The 20,424-nt window shown below is 65.8% G+C and carries 23 protein-coding genes; 4 read left to right on the forward strand and 19 right to left on the reverse strand.

Annotated elements, in window-relative coordinates:
* Positions 1 to 158 precede the first annotated feature (158 nt).
* Together ACGTN6_RS16340 and ACGTN6_RS16345 are read right to left on the reverse strand one after the other, a co-directional pair.
* Entirely contained in the window at positions 159 to 542 is a 384-nt protein-coding gene (locus tag ACGTN6_RS16340; protein WP_394593599.1) for a hypothetical protein, read from the reverse strand.
* Between the two features lies 1 nt (position 543).
* Positions 544 to 1,008, reverse strand: coding sequence for a flavodoxin domain-containing protein (locus ACGTN6_RS16345; RefSeq protein ID WP_394593601.1), 465 nt, complete (start codon positions 1,006 to 1,008; stop codon positions 544 to 546).
* 627 nt (positions 1,009 to 1,635) lie between these two features.
* Here ACGTN6_RS16345 and ACGTN6_RS16350 point away from each other — a divergent pair.
* Positions 1,636 to 1,842, forward strand: coding sequence for a DUF2788 domain-containing protein (locus tag ACGTN6_RS16350; RefSeq protein WP_394593603.1), 207 nt, complete (start codon positions 1,636 to 1,638; stop codon positions 1,840 to 1,842).
* 118 nt (positions 1,843 to 1,960) lie between these two features.
* On the opposite strand, the gene ihfA is transcribed toward ACGTN6_RS16350, so the two are convergent.
* From ihfA to ACGTN6_RS16395, 9 genes are all read right to left on the reverse strand, one after another.
* On the reverse strand, positions 1,961 to 2,293 hold the full coding sequence (ihfA, locus tag ACGTN6_RS16355) for an integration host factor subunit alpha (protein WP_394593714.1): 333 nt from the start codon (positions 2,291 to 2,293) through the stop codon (positions 1,961 to 1,963).
* Positions 2,294 to 2,331: 38 nt separating this feature from the next.
* Positions 2,332 to 4,713, reverse strand: a complete 2,382-nt coding sequence (gene pheT, locus ACGTN6_RS16360; RefSeq protein ID WP_394593605.1) for a phenylalanine--tRNA ligase subunit beta — start codon at positions 4,711 to 4,713, stop codon at positions 2,332 to 2,334.
* A 31-nt stretch (positions 4,714 to 4,744) separates the two neighbouring features.
* A complete protein-coding gene (gene pheS, locus ACGTN6_RS16365) occupies positions 4,745 to 5,764 on the reverse strand; it encodes a phenylalanine--tRNA ligase subunit alpha (RefSeq protein ID WP_394593607.1) in 1,020 nt (339 codons plus the stop codon).
* A 131-nt stretch (positions 5,765 to 5,895) separates the two neighbouring features.
* Positions 5,896 to 6,249: a 50S ribosomal protein L20 gene (gene rplT / locus ACGTN6_RS16370; RefSeq protein WP_013332273.1), complete on the reverse strand. Its 354-nt coding sequence runs from the start codon at positions 6,247 to 6,249 to the stop codon at positions 5,896 to 5,898.
* Between the two features lie 37 nt (positions 6,250 to 6,286).
* On the reverse strand, positions 6,287 to 6,481 hold the full coding sequence (gene rpmI, locus ACGTN6_RS16375; protein ID WP_016854829.1) for a 50S ribosomal protein L35: 195 nt from the start codon (positions 6,479 to 6,481) through the stop codon (positions 6,287 to 6,289).
* A 103-nt stretch (positions 6,482 to 6,584) separates the two neighbouring features.
* Positions 6,585 to 7,124 carry a translation initiation factor IF-3 gene (gene infC / locus ACGTN6_RS16380; protein ID WP_394593716.1) on the reverse strand — a complete coding sequence of 180 codons (540 nt, stop codon included), beginning with the start codon at positions 7,122 to 7,124 and terminating at the stop codon, positions 6,585 to 6,587.
* 35 nt (positions 7,125 to 7,159) lie between these two features.
* The gene (thrS, locus tag ACGTN6_RS16385) at positions 7,160 to 9,058 is read right to left on the reverse strand and encodes a threonine--tRNA ligase (RefSeq protein WP_394593610.1); all 1,899 of its coding nucleotides are present in this window, start codon (positions 9,056 to 9,058) and stop codon (positions 7,160 to 7,162) included.
* A gap of 231 nt (positions 9,059 to 9,289) precedes the next feature.
* Entirely contained in the window at positions 9,290 to 10,105 is an 816-nt protein-coding gene (locus tag ACGTN6_RS16390) for an OmpA family protein (RefSeq protein WP_394593612.1), read from the reverse strand.
* 262 nt (positions 10,106 to 10,367) lie between these two features.
* Complete coding sequence (locus tag ACGTN6_RS16395; protein WP_394593614.1) at positions 10,368 to 10,835, reverse strand: DUF2489 domain-containing protein; 468 nt, start codon at positions 10,833 to 10,835, stop codon at positions 10,368 to 10,370.
* Positions 10,836 to 10,929: 94 nt separating this feature from the next.
* Here ACGTN6_RS16395 and ACGTN6_RS16400 point away from each other — a divergent pair, with 94 nt between their 5' ends.
* The gene (locus ACGTN6_RS16400) at positions 10,930 to 12,369 is read left to right on the forward strand and encodes an SLC13 family permease (protein ID WP_394593616.1); all 1,440 of its coding nucleotides are present in this window, start codon (positions 10,930 to 10,932) and stop codon (positions 12,367 to 12,369) included.
* 10 nt (positions 12,370 to 12,379) lie between these two features.
* Here the strand turns inward: ACGTN6_RS16400 and cyoE are convergent, their stop codons facing one another.
* From cyoE to ACGTN6_RS16420, 4 genes are read right to left on the reverse strand one after another with little or no spacing between them, the layout of a single operon-like run.
* Positions 12,380 to 13,291, reverse strand: coding sequence for a heme o synthase (gene cyoE / locus ACGTN6_RS16405; protein WP_394593618.1), 912 nt, complete (start codon positions 13,289 to 13,291; stop codon positions 12,380 to 12,382).
* On the reverse strand, positions 13,284 to 14,336 hold the full coding sequence (locus ACGTN6_RS16410; RefSeq protein WP_394593621.1) for a COX15/CtaA family protein: 1,053 nt from the start codon (positions 14,334 to 14,336) through the stop codon (positions 13,284 to 13,286). Before ACGTN6_RS16410 ends, cyoE begins: the two co-directional genes overlap by 8 nt.
* 12 nt (positions 14,337 to 14,348) lie before the next feature.
* The gene (locus ACGTN6_RS16415) at positions 14,349 to 14,882 is read right to left on the reverse strand and encodes a hypothetical protein (protein ID WP_394593624.1); all 534 of its coding nucleotides are present in this window, start codon (positions 14,880 to 14,882) and stop codon (positions 14,349 to 14,351) included.
* A 3-nt stretch (positions 14,883 to 14,885) separates the two neighbouring features.
* A complete protein-coding gene (locus ACGTN6_RS16420; RefSeq protein ID WP_394593626.1) occupies positions 14,886 to 15,623 on the reverse strand; it encodes an SURF1 family protein in 738 nt (245 codons plus the stop codon).
* On the opposite strand from ACGTN6_RS16420, the gene ACGTN6_RS16425 reads away from it, so the two are divergent.
* The gene (locus tag ACGTN6_RS16425) at positions 15,613 to 15,807 is read left to right on the forward strand and encodes a DUF2909 family protein (protein WP_394593628.1); all 195 of its coding nucleotides are present in this window, start codon (positions 15,613 to 15,615) and stop codon (positions 15,805 to 15,807) included. The two genes, ACGTN6_RS16420 and ACGTN6_RS16425, sit on opposite strands and share 11 nt — an antisense overlap.
* Before the next feature lie 5 nt (positions 15,808 to 15,812).
* On the opposite strand, the gene ACGTN6_RS16430 is transcribed toward ACGTN6_RS16425, so the two are convergent.
* The 4 genes from ACGTN6_RS16430 to ACGTN6_RS16445 form a co-directional block, all read right to left on the reverse strand.
* Positions 15,813 to 16,676 carry a cytochrome c oxidase subunit 3 gene (locus tag ACGTN6_RS16430; RefSeq protein ID WP_394593630.1) on the reverse strand — a complete coding sequence of 288 codons (864 nt, stop codon included), beginning with the start codon at positions 16,674 to 16,676 and terminating at the stop codon, positions 15,813 to 15,815.
* Positions 16,677 to 16,735: 59 nt separating this feature from the next.
* Positions 16,736 to 18,367 carry a cytochrome c oxidase subunit I gene (gene ctaD / locus ACGTN6_RS16435; RefSeq protein WP_394593632.1) on the reverse strand — a complete coding sequence of 544 codons (1,632 nt, stop codon included), beginning with the start codon at positions 18,365 to 18,367 and terminating at the stop codon, positions 16,736 to 16,738.
* Between the two features lie 53 nt (positions 18,368 to 18,420).
* Positions 18,421 to 19,539 carry a cytochrome c oxidase subunit II gene (gene coxB / locus ACGTN6_RS16440; RefSeq protein ID WP_394593634.1) on the reverse strand — a complete coding sequence of 373 codons (1,119 nt, stop codon included), beginning with the start codon at positions 19,537 to 19,539 and terminating at the stop codon, positions 18,421 to 18,423.
* A 128-nt stretch (positions 19,540 to 19,667) separates the two neighbouring features.
* Complete coding sequence (locus ACGTN6_RS16445; protein WP_394593636.1) at positions 19,668 to 19,841, reverse strand: DUF2970 domain-containing protein; 174 nt, start codon at positions 19,839 to 19,841, stop codon at positions 19,668 to 19,670.
* A gap of 199 nt (positions 19,842 to 20,040) precedes the next feature.
* Here ACGTN6_RS16445 and ACGTN6_RS16450 point away from each other — a divergent pair, with 199 nt between their 5' ends.
* Entirely contained in the window at positions 20,041 to 20,400 is a 360-nt protein-coding gene (locus ACGTN6_RS16450) for a hypothetical protein (protein ID WP_394593637.1), read from the forward strand.
* The last annotated feature ends 24 nt before the right edge of the window (positions 20,401 to 20,424 follow it).

Here is a 20,424-nt window from a genome sequence, read left to right on the forward strand (position 1 = left end):
GAGGCGGAATATTATATCGAAGAGTATTACGACAAGGTGCGGCTTCATGGTGCCTTGGGCGGGTTGTCGCCCGAGGCGTTTGAAGCCGCAGCCTGATCGAGGTGTCTACTTTTTCAGGGTCACTTCAATCTCGCTTCTTACCTCTTCCTTCTTACCTCTTACACCTTCCCCTCTCCGCCTTCGACCGGCTTCCACCACAGCCCCACGGCATGCAGCAACAGGCCGAGGGTGGTGCCGTGGGAGGCGAGCAGCGCCCAGCCTCCCCAGCCGGCAACAGCCAGTTGCCAGACGCCCATCGCCACCAGTCCCAGCGCCAGGCACACCAGCAGGCGCCGCAGCAGCGCCGGCAGACGCCCTCGGGCCTCGGCGGCCAGCAGTCGCCACTGGGCCAGCACCACGGCCAGGACCGCGACGATCGCGCATGCCAACAGGGTGAGCCGCGTCTGGTGACCACCGGCCAGATAGCGCGGCAGGGTCGCCGCCATCATCACCGCCAGCCCGACCAGCAGGCTGAGCCGCTCCGGACTCGAGGTCGCGCCCATGTCAGGCCACCTTAAGCCGCTGGCTGGCGATCCAATCCTCGACCCAGGGCACGGCCGCGTCGTCGGCCATGAAGGTCTCCATGGCGTCGATCTCCAGTCGTTCGCCCAGACGGGTAGCCCCCTGTCCCTGCAGCGTTTCGTCCAGGGCGCGGCCGGCGCCGCAGTAGGAATCGACGTAGGAGCTGTCGCCCAGGGCGATCAGCCCGTAGCGTAGCTCGTTGAGCCCCGGGCTCCTGGCCTCCAGGTCGCGCACGAAGGGCACCAGGTTGCCGGGAATGTCGCCGCTGCCGGTGGTGGACACGCAGAACAGTGCCAGGTCGGTGGGCGAGTCGACGAGATCGTCCAGGGTCGGCTGGTCATGGATCTCGACCGCATAGCCGGCGTCCTCGAACAGCGGCTGGACCTGCTCGGCGACATCCAGTGCGCCGCCGTACATGGTGCCAACGAAGATCTTGAGCTTGGGCATGGATATATCGTGGATTTGCCTGAGAAATTCACTCGGATATTAACATAGCCACAGCCACGGCCGCATCTTCGCCCCAGGGCTATCGCGCAGCGGAGCTGCGCTCCTACGAAAGCCTGCCCGGTGGCACTCACCCCCTGTGGGAGCTCAGTTTACTGAGCGATTGGCGCCAACAAGCGCCTCCAGTGGCAAGCAACGCCTGTGCCCACCGCTATCGCGCAGCGGAGCTGCGCTCCTACGAAGGTCTGTACGGTGGCACTCACCGCCTGAGGGAGCTCAGTTTACTGAGCGATTGGCGCCAACAAGCGCCTCCAATGGCAAGCAACGCCCGTGCCCACCGCTATCGCGCAGCGGAGCTGCGCTCCTACGAAGGTCTGTACGGTGGCACTCACCGCCTGAGGGAGCTCAGTTTACTGAGCGATTGGCGCCAACAAGCGCCTCCAGTGGCAAGCAACGCCCGTGCCCACCGCTATCGCGCAGCGGAGCTGCGCTCCGGCCTCTGTCTGGGAGGCCAATGACATGACCTCGAATGCAGGGCTATCGCAGATCAGCGTATCGTTCGGGCTGATTCGGCGACAGGCCGACGAGTGTACAATATGGGATCATTTTCCACTGGCGCGAGAGCCCCCTATGACGCAGACCTTCGAAGCCTGGATCACGCCGCTGATGATCGGCGGCCTGATGCTGTTCATGTGCTTCATCATCTGGGACCTGGCCAAGCAGTCGCGGGCCGGCCGCTTCGGCACCCTGATGCTGTTCGTGGTGCTGGGCGCCGGCATGCTCGGCTATCTGCTCAAGGTGGTGATCACCTGGTGGCTGGAGCGAGGGACCCTCTAGCCTACACTTGCCGCCCGTCCCATTCCGCCCACACACAAACGCCGACGCCACCCCGCAGGGTGGCGTCGGCGCTTCGGGTCACATGATCCAGGCCTCTGTCGAGTCGGTCGCGATCGAGTCAGTCGCTGCCGGAGCCGTTGCTGTCAGGGCCGTCGCCGTCAGGATAGTACTCCTCGACCTGAGCCTTGAGCTTCTGGCCGGGCCGGAAGGTCACCACACGCCGGGCGGAGATCGGAATCTCCTCGCCGGTCTTGGGGTTGCGTCCCGGTCGCTCACGCTTGTCGCGCAGGTCGAAGTTGCCGAAGCCCGACAGCTTGACCTGCTCGTTCTCGCGCAAGCAGCCCCTTATCTCCTCGAAGAAGGTTTCCACCATGGACTTGGCCTCACGCTTGGAGAGACCCAGCTCGGCGTGCAGGTGTTCGGCCAGCTCGGCCTTGGTCAACGCCCCCATGTCGCTTCCCTCTCGCTGCTGGTCGAGCCCGGAATCCCTCATGCGCGGAGTTCGGCGCCAAGATGCAGCCGCGACTCCTCGACGATGGCATCGACCAAGTGGTTGATTTCCTCGTCATTTAGCGTGCGCGAAGGATGCTGCCAGGTCAAGCCCAGGGCCACACTCTTGCGCCCCTCGGCCACGCCCTTGCCCTGATAGACGTCGAACAACCGCGCCTCCACCAGCCACTCGCCGGCCTGGGCATGCACGGTGTCGAGCAGCGCCTGGACGGGGCTCTCGGCGTCGACCAGGAAGGCCAGGTCGCGGCGCACCTCGGGATAGCGCGACAGCGGCGCAAAGGCCGGCACCCGCCCTCGGGTCAGCGCCTCGAGGCGAACCTCGAACAGCACGGCGTCGACCTTGAGGCCAAGCTGGGCGCGCACCGCCGGGTGCAGGGTGCCGATCCAGCCGGCTTCCTCGCCACGATGCAGGATCCGTGCGCACTGGCCCGGATGCAGCGCCGGATGCTCTGCGGGCTCGAATCGCCAGGCGTCGGGCTCGCCGCCCATCGCCAGCAGGCTCTCCAGGTCACCCTTGAGGTCGAAGAAGTCGACGTCCTGCTTGCCACCGCTCCAGCCTTCGGGCTCGCGGCTACCGCAGGCCAGGGCCCCGAGCATCGGCACCTGATGCAGCGCATCCAGCTCGCCGCGGAATACCAGCCCGGTCTCGAACAGCCGCACGCGATTCTGCTGGCGGTTGAGGTTATGCTGGAGCGCCCGCACCAGCCCCGGGAACAGGCTGGCCCGCATCACTGAGAGGTCGCTGGAGATGGGATTGGCCAGCGCCGGGGAAACGGCCTCGGGCAGCAGCGTCGACTGCAGCTCCGGCGCCACGAAGCTGTAGGTCACCGCCTCGAAGTAGCCCCGCGACACCATCTGACCACGCAGCTGGGCCAGCGGCGTGCGCGCCTCGAAGTCGGGCTTGAGCCCCATGCGCGCCTGGGGACGACGCACCGGCAAGCGGTTGTAGCCGTGGATACGCGCCACTTCCTCGATCAGGTCCTCCTCGATGGCCAGATCGAAGCGCCAGCTGGGGATGCGCGTCTGCCAGCCGTCCGCAACGGTTTCCACCGTCAGCCCGAGGCGTTCGAGGATCTCGCCGACCTCCTCGGCCGGCAGCGTCTTGTCCAGCGCCCGATCCAGACGGCCGCGGCGCAGCAGCACCTGACGGTCGCCGGGAAGGTGCTCGGCATCGACCACCTCGACCAGCGGGCCGGGCTCGCCGCCGACGATCTCGAGCAGCAGTGCGGTAGCGCGCTCGGCGGCCTCGCGGGCCAGCGCCGGGTCCACGCCGCGCTCGAAGCGATGCGAAGCGTCGGTGTGCAGGCCATAGGAGCGGGCCTGACCGGCCACCGCCAGCGGCGAGAAGTGCGCGGCTTCGAGGAAGATGTCACGTGTCTCGGCGTTGACGCCGGAATGCTCGCCCCCCATCACGCCGGCGATGGCCAGCGGGCCGCGCTCGTCGGCAATCACCAGGGTACCGTCGGCCAGGGTGATTTCCTGGCCGTCGAGCAGCACCAGGCGCTCGCCTTCACGGGCCTGGCGCACCACCACGGCCTCACTGAGGTTGGCGCGATCGAAGGCATGCAGCGGCTGGCCGAGCTCGAGCATCACGTAGTTGGTCACGTCGACCACCGGGTCGATGGCACGGACGCCGCCGCGGCGCAGGCGCTCGACCATCCACAGCGGGGTCTCGGCGGTAACGTCGACACCCTTGATCACCCGTCCCAGATAGCGCGGACAGCCCTCGGCATCCTCGACGCGCACCGGGAAGGTCGCGTCGTGAGTCGCCGCGACCGGCGCGATGCCCGGGCCTTCGACCGCCAAGCGGTTGAGCACGCCCACCTCGCGGGCCATGCCCTTGACGCTCAGGCAGTCGCCACGGTTAGGGGTCAGGTCGACCTCGATAGTGTGATCGTCGAGGCCCAGGTAGTCGCGGACGCTCTCGCCCACAGGCGCCGACGCCGGCAGCACCAGGATGCCCGGCGAGGCCTCTTCTTCCAGACCCAGCTCGGACGATGCGCAGATCATGCCGCGGGACTCGACGCCGCGCAGCTTGGCCTTCTTGATCTTGAAGTCGCCGGGCAGCACCGCGCCGACCCGCGCGAAGGGCACCTTCTGGCCCTCAGCCACGTTGGGGGCACCGCAGACCACCTGAACGCGCTCGCCGCTGCCGTCCTCGACCTGGCAGACGTTGAGCTTGTCGGCGTCGGGGTGCGGCGCCTTGGCAACGACCTCGGCCACCACCACGTCCGTGAACTCGGCCGCCACCGGCTCGATGGCATCGACCTCGAGGCCGGCCATGGTGATCTGATCGGCCAGCGCCTGGGTCGCCAGCGCCGGGGACACCCATTCACGCAGCCACTGTTCGGAAAATTTCATGTCGAATCCTATCGCTGTGTTCTTGGGACGTTCAGGCGAACTGCTTGAGGAAGCGCAGGTCGTTGTCGAAGAACAGCCGCAGGTCGTTGACGCCATAGCGCAGCATCGCCAGGCGCTCGGCCCCCATGCCGAAGGCGAAGCCGGTGTAGCGTTCGCTGTCGATGCCGGCGTGACGGAACACTTCCGGGTGCACCATGCCGCAGCCCATCACCTCGAGCCAGCCGCTGTGCGAGCAGACACGACAGCCGTCGCCGTTGCACATCACGCACTGGATGTCGACCTCGGCCGACGGCTCGGTGAAGGGGAAGTAGGAGGGCCGGAAACGCACCGAGAGATCGTCACGCTCGAAGAAGGCGTGCAGGAAATCCTGGATGGTGCCCTTGAGGTCCGAGAAACGCACGTCTTCGTCGACCAGCAGCCCTTCCACCTGGTGGAACATGGGCGTGTGGGTCAGGTCGGAGTCGCTGCGATAGACGCGCCCCGGGCAAACGATGCGGATCGGCGGCTCTTCTTCCTTCATGGTGCGTACCTGCACCGGCGAGGTGTGGGTGCGCAGCAGCCGGGTGGCATCGAAGTAGAAGGTGTCGGCCATGCCCCGCGCCGGGTGGTGGGCGGGAATGTTGAGGGCCTCGAAGTTGTGGTAGTCGTCCTCGATCTCCGGACCGACGGCCACATCGAAGCCGATGCGCGTGAACAGCCCTTCGATACGCTCCAGGGTACGGGTCACCGGGTGACGGCCACCGCTCGGCTGGCCGCGGCCAGGCAGCGTCACGTCGAGGCGCTCGGCGGCCAGGCGCGCCTGCAGGGCGGCCTTCTCGAGGGCCTGTCGGCGCGCGTCGATCTCCTGGGCCAGCGCCTGCTTGGCCTGGTTGATGCGCTCGCCGGCGGCCGGGCGCTCCTCGGCGGGCAGCTTGCCAAGGCCCTTGAGCAGCGCGGTGATCTCGCCCTTCTTGCCGAGGTAGCGCACCCGCAGCTCATCCAGGGCGGCCATGCTCTCGGCGGCCTGAACGGCGTCGCGGGCCTCGGCGACCAGAGTGGGAAGGTGGTCCATCCGTTGTGCTCCGATGTCTTGATCAGGGGGTCGCATGCAAAAAAAACAGGGGAAGAGCGGCTGCTCTTCCCCTGCGAGGATCCGCGGCATGGTGCGCCAGCACTGACGCGCCATGCCGTTATCGAGATCACTTACTGGGCAGCCTTGGCCTTCTCGACGATGGCGGCAAAGGCGGCCTTCTCGTTGACGGCCAGGTCGGCGAGGACCTTGCGGTCGATCTCGATGCCGGCCTTCTTCAGGCCACCGACGAAGCGGCTGTAGGACAGGCCGTGCTGACGAGCACCGGCGTTGATACGCTGGATCCACAGGGCGCGGAACTGGCGCTTGCGCTGGCGACGGTCACGGTAGGCATACTGGCCGGCCTTGATGACGGCCTGCTTGGCCACGCGGAAGACGCGTGAACGAGCACCATAGTAACCTTTGGCCTGCTTGAGGATCTTCTTGTGACGACGACGGGCGACGACACCACGCTTGACGCGAGTCATGGCTTACTCCTGACGATTAAAGTTTGGCGACCAAGGGTTACAGGTTCGGCAGCATGCGCTGCACGAGCTGCTTGTCGGCGTCGTGGATCTGCTTCATACCACGCAGCTGACGCTTACGCTTGGTGGACTTCTTGGTCAGGATGTGGCTACGGAACGACTGCTTGTGCTTGAAGCCGTTGGCCGTCTTCTTGAAGCGCTTGGCAGCGCCGCTGTTGCTCTTGATCTTCGGCATGAGATGAACTCCGCTCGAGGTTTTTTAGAAAATCCGGGGCCGATGGCCGGCTGGCTGCCGGCCATCCGTTGGACGGGCCGTCGGATCACTTCTTCTCTTTCACTTACTTCTTCTTAGGGGCAATGATCATGATCATCTGCCGCCCTTCCATCTTGGGGAAGGACTCCACGGTGCCGATCTCTACGAGGTCGGCGGCGATCCGCTCCATCAGTTTGCGACCGATGTCCTGATGAGCCATCTCGCGTCCGCGGAAGCGCAGCGTGACCTTGCCCTTGTCGCCACCTTCGAGGAAGCGCGTCAGGTTCTTCATCTTGACCTGATAGTCGCCCTCGTCGGTGCCAGGCCGGAACTTGACTTCCTTGACCTGGATCTGCTTCTGCTTCTTCTTCTGAGCCGCCTTCTGCTTCTTCTGCTCGAAGACGAACTTGCCGTAATCCATGATCTTGCAGACGATCGGATCGGCATTGGAAATTTGCACGAGATCCATACCGGCGGCTTCTGCGCGCTCCAGCGCATCGCTGGTGGGTACAATACCCAACTGCTCGCCGTCGCTGTCGATCAGGCGAACCTGATCCTCGGTAATGCGCTCGTTCATCGGGGGCCGCTTGTCCTGCGGACGCCCTCTAGGGTTGCTTCGCTTGATGGTTCCGTCTCCACTTTCGCTTAGGGAAGATGTCGTTACAGCCGCTCGGCCCGCACTCTGTCGATGAAGGCATCCACCGGCAGCGTGCCGAGATCCTCGCCGGTGCGTGTTCGCACGGCCACCGAGTCGGCCTCGACTTCCTTATCTCCCACCACCAGGAGATAGGGGACCTTCTGCAACGTATGCTCGCGGATTTTAAAGCCGATCTTCTCGTTCCTCAAGTCCGCCTTGACGCGAAGGCCGATTTTCTGCAGACGACGCTCCAGTTCCAGCACATAATCGCGCTGGGCATCGGTGATGTTGAGGATCACCGCCTGCTGGGGGGCGAGCCACAACGGCATGGCGCCGGCATGATGCTCGATGAGAATCCCCAGGAAACGCTCGAAGGAGCCCAGGATCGCGCGATGCAGCATGACTGGCGTCTTGCGATCGCCGTGCTCGTCGACGAACTGTGCGCCCAGGCGGCCCGGCAGGTTGAAGTCGAGCTGCAGCGTGCCGCACTGCCACACGCGGTTCAGGCAGTCACGCAGCGAGAACTCGATCTTGGGACCGTAGAAAGCCCCCTCGCCGGGCTGCAGCTCCCACTCCAGACCGGTGGAGTTCAATGCCGCCTCGAGCCCGGCCTCGGCGCGATCCCACAGCGCCGCCTCACCCATGAAGTCGTCGGGGCGGGTGGACAGCTTGAGCTCGACGTCCTCGAAGCCCAGTTCCTTGTAGACCTTGAGGGTCAAGGCGATGAAGGCCTCGGCCTCGGACTGGATCTGGCCCTCGGTGCAGAAGATATGGGCGTCGTCCTGGGTGAAGCCACGCACACGCATCAGGCCGTGCAGCGAACCGGAGGGCTCGTTGCGGTGGCAGCTGCCGAACTCGGCCAGGCGCAGCGGTAGATCGCGGTAGCTCTTCAGGCCCTGATTGAACACCTGCACGTGGCAGGGGCAGTTCATCGGCTTGACCGCGTATTCGCGCTTCTCGGACTCGGTGGTGAACATCAGGTCGCTGTAGTGCCCCCAGTGCCCCGAGGCCTTCCACAGCGAGAGATCGACCACCTGGGGCGTCTTGATCTCCTGATAGCCGTTCTCGATCTGTATCCGGCGCATGTACTGCTCGAGCGCTTGGTACATGGTCCAGCCGTTGGGGTGCCAGAACACCATGCCCGGGGCCTCTTCCTGCAGGTGGAAGAGATCCATCTTCTTGGCCAGCTTGCGGTGATCGCGCTTCTCGGCCTCCTCGAGACGCTTGAGATAGGCCTTGAGCTGCTTCTTGTCGCCCCAGGCGGTGCCGTAGATACGGGTCAGCATCGGGCGCTCGGCGTCGCCGCGCCAGTAGGCACCGGCCAGCTTGGTGAGCTTGAAGGCCTTGAGGTGCCGGGTGTTCGGCACGTGCGGCCCGCGACACATGTCGGTGTATTCCTGGTGATGGTAGAGACGAATGGTCTCCCCTTCGGGAATCTCTCGGACGATCTCCTGCTTGTAGGGCTCTTCACGATGCAGGAAGGTCAGCATCGCCTTGTCGCGGTCGACGTACTCGCGAACCACGTCGTAGCCGGTGTCGATCAGCGCCTTCATGCGCTGCTCGATGGCCTCGAGGTCTTCGGGGGTCGCCGCACGGCCGAAGTCGATATCGTAGTAGAAGCCGTCTTCGATCACCGGGCCGATGGCCATCTTGGCATCGGGATACAGCTGCTTCACCGCATGGCCGATCAGGTGGGCGCAGGAGTGCCGAATGATCTCCAGGCCTTCCTGGTCGCGGGCGGTAATGATGGCCACCTTGGCGTCACGCTCGATGATGTCCGCGGCATCCACCAGCTCGCCGTCGATACGGCCGGCCACGCAGGCCTTGGCCAGGCCGGCGCCGATGCTTTCGGCCACCTGCATCACGGTGAGCGGTTCGTCGTAGGTTCTCTGGCTGCCGTCCGGCAGGGTCACGATGGGCATGATGAAGGGTTTCCTTGTGCGCAGTGGTGATCCATACCAGGGATCACATGTCGCCAGAAAAAGAATGGTCGTCGCAAGCGCTTGATAAAGCGCCACCTAGCCTAGCAGACGAGGCGGCACCGAGGCCATGCCATCTTGACGAAAGCACTCATCGACGAAAAGAGGCGCCCGAAGGCGCCTCTTTCACTCTCGATATACCCCGGCTGACCGGGGCATGGGCTCAGCGGAAGATTATTCCCACTCGCCCAGCTCGACGCGGCGGTTCTGAGCACGACCGGCATCGGTATCGTTGGAGGCAACCGGCTGGGACTCACCGTAGCCGATGGTGCGCATGCGGTTACGGTCGACACCCTGACTTGCCAGGTAGTCGGCCACAGAATCGGCGCGACGCTGTGACAGGTCCTTGTTGTAACCTTCCGGACCCATCGAGTCGGTGTGGCCTTCGATGCGAACGCGAACGTTCTGGTTGGCGCGCAGCTTGTCGGCAACGCCGTCGAGAATGCCCTCTGCGCCCATGGTCAGGGTCGCGGAATCGAACTCGAAGTTGACGTCACGCAGCACCAGGTCTGCCTCACAGCCCAGGGCGTTGACTTCGGCGCCGGCCGGGGTACCCGGGCACTGGTCCTGGTAGTCCGGCACGCCGTCGGCGTCGGAGTCCAGCGGGCAGCCCACGGCATCCACGGCAACGCCGGCCGGGGTACCCGGACACTGGTCGTTGGCGTCGATGACGCCGTCGCCGTCGGTATCCCTAGGCGCGGGAGCGGCTGTCTTGTTCGGCTCGGCGCACAGCAGCGCACCCGCGGTGGCACCGATGGTGCCGCCGACGGCTGCCCCGTCGGTCTCGTCATCATCGTTGGTGACGGAATAGCCGATACCGCCACCGATCAGACCACCGGCGAGACCGCAGATTGCCGGGTGCTGATACCAGGCACGATCGGAGGATGCGCTATCCCCCATGCCCGAGGATTGAGAGGCCGAGCTGGCACAGCCTGAAAGGCCGACAACCAGAGCGGAACCGAGCAGCAAGCCAGTCGTAGATTTTTTCATGTAAGACTCCTTCTTCACACAAATCTGGCATGGTCATCGTGGTGAAGCCATCCAGGAGGCCCGATGGAATGGCCAGGGTGACGAACAGCGTTCGCCTACACCGATCAAGAAAGCACGAAAATGCGAATTAAGCCAGCCAAGACCGCTAGATAGCGTCGTTTCCCTTCGCATATGAGCCATCTGCGGTGCGACGACAAGCTTGCCCAAGGTGGGCGAAGGATGCAAATGCTGTGTTGTAAGTCATTGTCTACACAACATGGCCTCAATGCAGCGATTGCGGCCAATTGTGCCGGAAACGCAGGGCCGCACCGGCCGCCTCGAGCACCGCTTCGCGCATCTCGTCCTCGACCGCCAGTCGCTCGCGATCTTCCCGGAAGCGCTCCTTGGGGCTCAGCGCCTGCCGCGCCGAGTGGGTATGCAGGTGTCGAGTTCGGCTATGGACCTCGCCGAAGGCCTGAAACTCAGGTCGCTCGACGAGAGAGGGGTCGAGGATCTCGAGCAGCGTCTTGCAGCGCCAGGCGCCTTCGGTGACATCAACCTGCTCCTGCATCAGCGCCGAGGCCACCAATTCCAGGTTGTCGAGACAGTTGTCATGGGCACGGCGCAGTTCCGCTTCACGAAACGCTCGGCGACGACGCACTTCGCGCCACAGGGTCATGGCGTAAGCGCCAAGCCCGGCCACAATGGCCAGGCCAACGCCGAGCAGGATCAACGCGGTAGTCAAGGTCATGAAGGCTCCCGAAGCATCGTGGGATAAGGGTCGCCATTCTATACTGTGCCCCCCAAGACCCCAATCCCCGGGACAAACCTGGCAAGGAGCCAAGATGACTGCGTCCGAATCCCGTCCCTCCCATGCCGCACGCATTGGCCTGGTACTCGGCCCGCTGTGGCTGCTGGCAACGCTGCTGGCACCTCCCCCCGCCGGCATGAGCGAGAGCGCCTGGGCCTGTGCCGGCCTGGCGCTGCTGATGGCGACCTGGTGGTCGACCGAGGCGATTCCAATCCCCGCCACCTCGCTGCTGCCCCTGGTGCTGGCTCCGGCGCTGGGCCTCGGCGACATGCGCGAGGCGGCATCCAGCTATGCCAATCCGATCATCTACTTGTTCCTGGGGGGCTTCCTGCTGGGCATTGCCATGCAGCGCTGGAACCTGCACCGGCGCATTGCGCTGCACGTGCTGCGCGTGGTCGGCCACCACCCACGGCGCCAGATCGGCGGCTTCATGCTGGCCACCGGCTTTCTCAGCATGTGGGTCTCCAATACCGCCACGGCGATCATGATGCTGCCCATCGGCATGTCGGTGATCAGCCTGCTCGACGACAGTGATCCCGAGGAACTCGCCCGCTACGCCACCGCCCTGCTGCTGGCCATCGCCTACTCCGCCAGCATCGGCGGCATCGCCACGCTGATCGGCACGCCGCCCAATGCACTGCTGGCCGGCTACCTGGCCGACAGCCGCGGCATCGATCTCGGCTTCGCCCAGTGGATGCTGGTCGGACTGCCGATCAGCCTGGCGATGATGGCCTGCGCCTGGTGGTGGCTGACCCGCCGCGGCTTCAACCTGCAAGGCAGCGACGAGGGCGCCGACCTGGTACGGCGCGAACTGCAGCACCTGGGCCGGACCAGCGCCGCCGAACGTCGTGTGGGCATGATCTTCCTGCTGGCCGCGATGGCCTGGGTCTGTCGCCCGCTGCTCAACCAGGCCGGCCTCGACTGGCTATCGGATACCGGGATCGCCATCGCCGCCGGGATCGCGCTGTTCCTGGTACCCGCCGGCAAGGGCAAGGGCGAGCGACTGATGACCTGGGAATCGGCCCAGACGCTGCCTTGGGGCATCCTGCTGCTATTCGGCGGCGGCCTGGCCCTGGCGGGAGCGATCAGCCGCTCGGGGCTCGCCGAGTGGATCGCCCAGCGCCTGGAGATCTTCGGCACCTTCCCGCTGCTGGCACTGATCGGCGTGGTGGTACTGGTGATCATCTTCCTCACCGAGGTGACGTCGAACACCGCCACCGCCGCGGCCTTCCTGCCGCTGCTCGGTGCCCTGGCCGTGTCGCTGGACATCTCGCCGCTGCTGGTGACTGTCCCCGCCGCCATCGCCGCGAGCTGCGCCTTCATGATGCCGGTGGCTACACCGCCCAACGCCATCGTCTTCGCCACCGGACACATGCGCATCCAGTCGATGATCCGGACCGGCTTCGCGCTCAACCTGATCGGCACCCTGCTGGTCAGCCTGCTGGCCTACCCGTTGGTGACGCTGTTCTGGTGAGACAGCGGCCTCAGGTCGGCCAGAGCATCGCGTAGTGATCCAGCAGCAGTACGCCGAACACGCCCAGCAGATAGCGAATCGAGAACCAGAAGGCTCCCAGCGGAGCCTTCTGATCCCGCCCCCGCCAGACCCGCCAGTTCCAGACCATGAAACGCGCATTGAGGATCATGACCCCGACCAAGTATAGCGCCCCGCTCATGCCGATCACGAACGGCAGCAAGGTCACGGCGACCGTCAGCCAGCCATAGAGCCAGACCTGCAAGCGCGTGAAGGCTTCTCCGTGCGTCACCGGCAGCATCGGCACCTGGGCCCTGGCATACTCGTCGCGCTTGTGAATGGCCAAGGCCCAGAAGTGCGGCGGCGTCCAGGCGAAGATGATCAGCATCAGCAGCAGCGGTTCCGGCCCGAGCTGACCACTGACCGCCGTCCAGCCGAGCAGCGGCGGGGCCGCTCCCGCCACCCCGCCGATGACGATGTTCTGAGGCGTGGCCCGCTTGAGGAAGGCGGTATAGACCAGCGCATAGCCGATCAGCGAGCTCAGGGTCAGCCAGGCCGTCAGGGCATTGACCCGCCACAGCAGCAGCGCGATCCCCGCCACCGACAGCAGCGTCGCCCAGCCCAGCGCCAGCGGGGTCGACAGCCGCCGACTGGCCAGCGGACGGGAGGCGGTTCTCAGCATCAGCGCGTCCAGCCGTCGATCCACCACGTGATTGAAGGCCGCGGCTCCGCCGGCGGCAAGCGCGATGCCCAACAGGCCGAAGAACACCGCACCGGGAGACGGCAAGGGCCGCGCCAGCAGCATGCCCACCAGGCTGCAGACCAGCATCACCGCCACCACGCGCGGCTTGCACAGGCTCAACAGGTCTCGCCAGCGCGGTGCTGCCCCGGCAGCCAGCGCTCGCATCGTCACGCCTTCAGACATGCACCCACCCCTCTCGCCCGACATTCGGCGCCACGGCCATGGGCGGCCAGCGCCAATGCCAGACCGCCAGCGACAGGCAGATCACCAGCAGGGCCGCGCCGGCCGTGTGCAACAAGGCTAGCCACAGCGGCAACCACAGCAGCACGTTGGCCACTCCCAGCGCCGCCTGCCCCAGGCCAGTGCCAACCGCCAATGCCAGCCAGGGCCGCATCGCCCGATCGCGGGCATGACGCCAGGCCAGCGCCAGCAGGCAGGTCAGCAGCAGCGCGGCACCCAGCCGGTGCCCCACCTGGATGGCGCTACGCGCCTCGGCATGCAACTGTCCGTGCAGATAGTTGGGGCCTACCGCCTGGGTCAGATGGAAGCCTTCCCCCCAGTCCATGGCCGCTGCCCACTGTCCATTGCAGGTGGGGAATCCCTGGCAGGCGATGCCGGCATAGTTGCTCGACGTCCAGCCGCCTAGCGCCAACTGCAGCACCAGAGCGAGCAGCGTGGCCCGCCACAGTAGCGTGAGGCGACGAGGCCGCATCACGGCAGGCGCTCCCGAGGCCAGACGCCGAAGGCGAAGGTGCAGCCACAGAAACAGCACCATGACCGCGAGGCCGCCCAGCAGGTGCAGCGTCACTACCTGGGGCCACAGCTTGAAGGTGACCGTGAAGGCGCCGAAGGCACCCTGCACCATCAACAATGCCAACAGCCCCAGGGTCGGGCGCCAGGGGTAACCGACCCAGCGCTGGCGTAGACGCCCGCCCAGCGCCATCAGCAGCAGCGCCATGGCGATCAACGCCGCCGCCAGATAACGGTGCATCATCTCCATCCAGGCCTTGGTCGCTTCGAGCGGAACCTCCGGACTGTGAGCCAAGGCGCCCTCGGCATCGGGTACCAGCGGCGCGCCATAGCAGCCGGGCCAGTCCGGGCAGCCAAGACCGGCATCCATCAGCCGGGTCGCGGCCCCGGCCAGCACCACCAGGGCACAAAACAGCGTCCCGGCCAGGCTCAGCCACAGCACGGGGCGCAGGCATGAACGATCGTCGGTATCGCGCATCCGGGTCCCTCCTCACTCGCGGTGCAGGCGCGCCGTGGGCGGCGCGGGATTGCGTTCGAGCAGATGCTCGAGGTCCTCGAGCACCAGCGACGTCTCGACCCCGGGCGCATACTGCAGCACCGGACGCCCCTCGGGGTCGAAGATCCACAGCCGCCCCGGCGCCCGCCACGCGGCTTCCTCCGTCCATTCCGCCGTCGCAGCCCCGGGCAAGGCCTCGCTGGAGCCTCCGAGCCGCAACCGACTGACACGATGGGCCTCCCGTCCCAGGGCGCGGTGCAGGCGCCACCAGCGATCGGCCTGTTCAGCGCACGATGCCGAGCAGTCGAAAGCCAGCACCCAGTCATCGGCGCCCTGCTTGGCACCTCCGACGAGCGGCCAGGCGGCAAGCTCCGGCAGGTCCGGCGTCAGGCGCCCATGAGCGGTGCGGCCCTCGGGCACGCCCCAGCGCCACTCGACCATGCCCCAGGCCACCGCCATGGGCAGCAGGAAGACCGCGAAAAGCGCCAGCAGCTTGGCGCGCGACGAGACGGGAGATTGGGCAGGCATCGATCACTCCTCTTGGCCGGACGAGGACTCGCGACGATCACGGGCCAGGCGTCGACCGCCCAGGATCATCACCACCAGCGCGGCGAGGGCCAGGCCCCACCACTGAAGGGCGTAGCCCAGATGCCGCGACGGCGGCAGAACGTTGGGACGCCACCAGGATTCGAGATGCCCGGGGCCGGCCTCGAGATGCAGCCAGCCGTCGTGGGCGAAGCCACCGAGCCCCGACCAGGCGCTCAGCGCGATACGCTGCAGACGACGCCCTTCGCGATTGGGACCGAACAGCGGCGCCGCCTCGCCGGCGACCTGCCAGCGCCCGGACAGCACGACCTTACCCTCGGGCGTGGCCACGACGGGGGTCGCCCGGCTAGGCCCGGTGGCCAGGAAGCCACGCTCCACCAGCCACAGCCGACCGCCATCGTCGCGCAGCGGTGTCAGGGCGGCGACGCCCAGCTGACTGTCGTGGGTGCGGTTATCGAGGAACAGCGTGTCCTCGGCCACGTACTCACCACGCAGGGTCACACGGGCGCCGTCTGGCGGCATCGCCACGGGGTCTTCCAGCTGGGGCGCCTCGGCGTAGCGTGCCAGCAGCTCGCGCTTGTCGGCGGCCCGCTGCCACTGCCATAGTCCAAGTCCGAGCGCCAACGCCACCACCAGGCTCCAGCACAGGATCCAGAGCCCCAGGCGGCGGCCGCTCCAGCGTCGGTCAGCGGCCCCTTTCACGGAGTGAGAAATGCTACTCAAGACCTTGATTGCCCTCGTTTTCCTGGCCATGGTGGCGAGCCTCGCCGCCGGCGCCGGCTTCCTGATCAAGGACGGGGGGCGCTCGCGGCGGGTCCTTGTGTCCCTCAAGCTGCGCGTCGTCCTGGCGGCCCTGCTACTGGCGCTGCTCCTGTATGGCTTCTATATCGGCGACCTCGGCGGCTGATTCGCTCAGAAGACGTAGACGCAGGTGAACAGGCCGATCCACACCACGTCGACGAAGTGCCAGTACCAGGCCGCCGCCTCGAAGGCGAAGTGGTCGTCGTGGGAAAAGTGCCCGCTCACCACCCGCCCCAGAATGGCGATCAGGATGATGGTGCCAATGATCACGTGGAGACCGTGGAAGCCGGTCATCAGGAAGAAAGTAGCGCCGTAGATACCCGCCTGCAGCGTGATGCCGTAATGAGCGTAGGCCTCGTAGTACTCGAACCCCTGGATGAGGATGAAGCAGAGCCCGAGCAGCACCGTGCCAGTCAGCCAGTTACGCGCTGTGGCGCGATAGCCCTCTTTGAGCCCTTCGTGGGCCACCGTCAACGTGATGCTGGAGCCGACCAGGATCAGGGTATTGACCAGCGGCAGGTGCCAGGGGGAAAAGGTCTCGCTGGGCCCCTGGATGGCCTTGTCCGGGGGATTCATCAGCGGCCAGGAGGCAGTGAAGTCGGGCCACAGCAAGGCCGCCACGCCCTTGGCGCCCTCGCCGTCCAGCCACGGCAGCGCGAAGGCGCGCACGTAGAAGAGCGTGCCGAAGAAGGCGGCGAAGAACATCACCTCCGAGAAGATGAACCAGCCCATGCCCCAGCGGAAGGAGCGGTCCATCTGCGCGTCGTAGAGGCCGCGGCGGGACTCCTGGATGACGTCACGGAACCACAGCGTCATCACCGCCAACACCCCCAGCAGGCCAACCGTCATGACAGGCCAGCCGGCCAGCCCGTGGACCAGCAGGGTGCCGGCACCGATCATCATCGCGCCCATCGCCAGCGAGGCCAGCACCGGCCACTTGCTGGAGGCGGGAACGTAGTAGCTGCCACCGCTCATGCTCGATCTCCTCTAGCTGGCCACCGCCCGAGTCGGCACCGCTGCGAGGCGCCGCGAACTCAGTGCTCGCGAGGCCGGAAGTCGGGAGGCGTTTCGAAGGTGTGCAACGGCGCCGGGCTCGGTACCGTCCACTCCAGGTCCTCGGCGCCGTCCCATGCCTTGGCCGGCGCCTTCTCCCCGCCCCGCACGCACAGCACCACCACCGCCACGAACAACAGCTGGGAGGCCCCGAACAGGAAGGCGCCGAGGCTGGTCACCATGTTGAAGTCGGCGAACTGCAGCGCGTAGTCCGGGATGCGCCGCGGCATGCCGGCCAGGCCGGCGAAGTGCATGGGGAAAAAGGTCAGGTTGACGCCGATCACCGACAACCAGAAGTGCCACTGGGACAGCCGCAGGTGCGGGTAGTGGCCGGTCCACTTGGGCAGCCAGTAATAGACGCCGGCCATGATGGCGAAGACCGCGCCGGGCACCAGCACGTAGTGAAAGTGCGCGACCACGAAATAGGTGTCGTGGTACTGGAAGTCCGCCGGGGAGATGGCCAGCATCAGCCCGGAGAAACCGCCGATGGTGAACAGCACCACGAAGGCCAGCGCGAACAGCATCGGCGGTTCGAAGGTGATCGAACCGCGGAACAGCGTGGTCACCCAGTTGAAGACCTTCACCCCGGTGGGCACCGCGATCAGCATGGTGCTGTACATGAAGAACAGCTCGGCCACCAGCGGCAGCCCCACCGTGAACATGTGGTGGGCCCAGACCAGGAACGACAGGATGGCGATGGAAGCCGTGGCGTAGACCATGGAGGCGTAGCCGAACAGCGGCTTGCGCGCGAAGGTGGGGATGATCACCGAGACGATGCCGAAGGCCGGGAGGATCATGATGTAGACCTCCGGATGGCCGAAGAACCAGAATAGATGCTGGAACAGCACCGGGTCGCCACCGCCGGCGGCGCTGAAGAAGCTGGTGCCGAAATTGATATCCAGCAGCATCATGGTGATCACCCCCGCGAGCACCGGCATCACCGCAATCAGCAGGAAAGCGGTGATCAGCCAGGTCCACACGAACAGCGGCATGTCCATCAGCCGCATGCCCGGCGCCCGCAGGTTGAGGATGGTGGCGATGATGTTGATGGCGCCCAGGATCGAGCTGATGCCCGCGAGATGCAGCGAGAAGATGAAGAAGGTGGTCGACGGCGGCCCGTAGGTCGTCGACAGCGGCGCATAGAAGGTCCAGCCGAAATTGGGGGCGCCACCCGGCATCACCAGGGTCGACAGCAGCATCGCAAAGGCGACCGGCAGCAGCCAGAAGCTGAAGTTGTTGAGCCGTGGCAGCGCCATGTCCGGGGCACCGACCTGCAGCGGCACCATCCAGTTGGCCAGCCCCACGAAGGCCGGCATCACCGCCCCGAAGACCATGATCAGGCCGTGCATGGTAGTCATCTGGTTGAAGAACTCGGGCTGGACCAGCTGCAGCCCCGGCTGGAAGAGCTCGGCGCGCACGACCATCGCGAACAGCCCGCCGATGAAGAACATGGCCAGCGAGAACAGCAGGTAGAGCGTGCCGATCTCCTTGTGATTGGTAGTCAGCAACCAGCGCTTGATGCCCCGCGGTGCGGCGTGCGGCTCGGCGGTCATCCCGGCCGAGGCCGGCTGACTATGCTGGGCGGTGGACTTGGGAGGCAGGTGCGAAGCCATGGTCGTACTCCCTGGTTAGCATCTCGTTCGCCTTTGCCGGCGCCTGGTGGAAGCTAGTCGGCGAGCCGCTCGGCGATCGCCGAGGGCTGGACGCTGTCGCCGGCATCGTTGCCCCAGGCGTTGCGCTCATAGGTAATCACGGCGGCGATCTCCACCGGGTCGAGCGTATTGCTGAATCCCGGCATGGCGGTGCCGGAGACACCGTTGACCACGGTCGTGATATGCCGCTCGCGGTCGTCCAGCAGCGCCTGGTTGCCCGCCAGGGCGGGGAAGGCCGGCGGACTGCCGCTGCCATCGGGCTGGTGGCAGGAAGCACAGATGGTGCCGTAGACCTGCTCGCCCCGTTCCATCAGCTCGTCGAGGCCCCACTCGCGGTCAATCCCAAGGGCGGCCTCGGCGGCGGCAGCCTTGCGCTCGGCCAGCCACTCATCGAAACGCGCGGGCTCCATCGCCTCGACGACGACCGGCATGAAGGCGTGGTCGCGACCACAAAGCTCCGCGCATTGGCCACGGTAGGTCCCGGGCTCGTTGATCCTCACCCAGTTCTCGTTGACGAAGCCCGGCAGGGCATCCTGCTTGACCGCCAGCTCCGGCACCCACCAGGAATGGATCACGTCATCGGACGTCAGCAGCAGACGTACCTTGCGGTCGGTTGGCAGCACCAGCGGCTGGTCGACCTCCAGCAGGTAGTTATCATCCTTGGCGGCCTGGCCCTGGACCTGCTCGCGCGGCGTGGCCAGGTTGGAGGTAAAGGCCACGCCCTCGTCCCGATACTCGTAGCGCCAGCGCCACTGCTGACCGGTGATCAGCACGTCCATGTCGGCCTCGGAGGCGTCGTACATGCGCTTGAGAGTCGCCGTGGCGGGCACGGCCATCGCCACCAGGATCAGCAGCGGTATGACCGTCCAGATGACCTCGACGGTAGTGTGCTCGTGGAAGTGCACGGCCTTGGCACCTCGGGAGCGGCGATAGCGAAACAGCGAATAGAAGATCGCGCCGAATACCACGATCCCGATGACCACGCAGATCCAGAAGATGATCATGTGCAGGGACTGGATATCGCGACTCAGGTCGGTGACACCGACCGGCATGTTCCAGCCGTTAGCCAGCACAACCGAGGGTGATCCCGCCAGGATCGTCCCTCCCGCCGTCCCTACGAGCCGGTTGCGCATCGCCCCTCCTCTTCCTGACGTCGTTGTTGTATTAGCCACGTCTGGATCGAGTATAGAAGCCGTTCGATGGTCGACCTGAAGAGGCAATCTCGCTCCCCCAACGGCTTTGTCAACGCTAGTGGTCCGGCTCAGCGTGCCGCCATAGAGGCGACCGCGGCGATCAACACGACCAACACCAGCGCCATCAGCACGCCCACGATGATGAAGGACCACGCTCGTCCGCTGGTAAAATCTTCACGGCGCCTGGACTCCTTCTGGACACCAAAGAAAGCCGTCAGCACCGACTTGATGACGTTCCACATGCTGCTTCTCCTCTACGACTCCCCATGACCCTAGACCAGGCCACCACGGCTTGCTCGAGCCGGCTTGACCGGCGTCACGGAAACGGTTGCCAGCAGCGATTCGCAACGTCAGAGACGGAGCAGACGCCTATACTTCCTTGGCGACGCGACCCGCGCGGCCGGCGTCGCTCGTCCTGTCACCGCGCGATACAGGAGGCCCATGATGACCCAGCAAGAGGGGGCGCCCGGCGAGCCGCTAACGCCAGCCAACGACGCCATGCTCAAATGGTGGAACCAGCAATGGCTGCAGGGAAGCCTTCCCATGGCCCGCATCCAGCTCGCCTGGATGGAAAGCCTGGCGGACGCCATGCAGTTCGAGGCGCAATGCCTGCATGCCCTCGCCGAGAGCGGTGAACGAATAACCAGCGGCTACGGCACCGACCCGACCAAGCATCCGCATGAACTTCACGAGCGCTATCATCAGCTCATCAGGGACGTCACCCACACCCATCTGCAGCGGTTGGGCAAAGTGGCCGAGCTGTCCGAGGATTTTCGCAAGCGCATCTGGGAAGAGCTCTGATCCCAGGCGCCAGAACGCCCGGAC

It is taken from the genome of Halomonas sp. B23F22_20 (assembly GCF_043496985.1).
Classification (GTDB): Bacteria; Pseudomonadota; Gammaproteobacteria; order Pseudomonadales; family Halomonadaceae; genus Halomonas.